The organism is Streptomyces sp. MS191, from assembly GCF_008042125.1.
Taxonomy (GTDB): domain Bacteria; phylum Actinomycetota; class Actinomycetes; order Streptomycetales; family Streptomycetaceae; genus Streptomyces.
This window is the reverse complement of sequence record NZ_RDBI01000190.1, coordinates 1-717: the sequence shown is the minus strand read 5'-3', so window position 1 is coordinate 717 and position 717 is coordinate 1. Positions and strand designations below refer to the sequence as shown.

At 76.1% G+C, this 717-nt stretch carries 2 pseudogenes; both read left to right on the top strand.

Annotated features, from left to right (window positions below):
* Positions 1-319, top strand: a pseudogene (locus tag EAO71_RS36280) (peptidoglycan-binding protein); the annotation flags it as partial.
* Positions 320-467: 148 nt separating this feature from the next.
* Positions 468-717, top strand: a pseudogene (locus EAO71_RS38100) (hypothetical protein); the annotation flags it as partial.

The following is a 717-nucleotide window of genomic DNA, read 5'->3' as shown; positions in this document are numbered from 1 at the left end:
GGGGTGGAAGGGCGCGGAGGCGGACGGCCTGCCGGGGACTCAGACGTGGCGGCTGCTGGTGACCGGGAAGGGCCGCGCCATCGGCGGTTCGAGTGGTTCGGGGGGTTCGAGCACGAATGAGACGGGGTTCCCCGGGCGTGGCTACTTCCGTCCGGGGCAATCCAACGCATATGTGGAGAAGCTGGGCAAACAGCTGGTGAAGCGGGGCTACGGCAAGCACTACCTGTCGGGYCCCGGTCCGCGCTGGTCCGAGGCGGACCGACGCAACGTCGAGGCGTTCCAGCGGGCCCTTGGCCTGCTCGGCGGCGACGGGCACGGCGATGACCCCGCCGGGCGCGTCGATGATCCGCCCGATGTCGGAGACCCGGATGAACTCGCGGCGCCCGCAGGTCACGTGACCGGGCGCGGCGACTTCGCGGGGGCCGGTCCGCGGCCCGCCGGACCGGTCGCCGGTCGGGGTGGACGGGGTGGACGATCCGGCCGGCCTGGTGCCGGACGGGTCGGCCGAGAAGGCGCGCACCGCGGCCGACGCCGTCGCGGCCAAGGCCGACACGGCGACCGGCCCGTCCGGATCGACCACCCCCTCGGCCGACCCGTCCGGCACCAGGCCGGCCGGATCGTCCACCCCGTCCACCCCGACCGGCGACCGGTCCGGCGGGCCGCGGACCGGCCCCCGCGAAGTCGCCGCGCCCGGTCACGTGACCTGCGGGCGCCGCG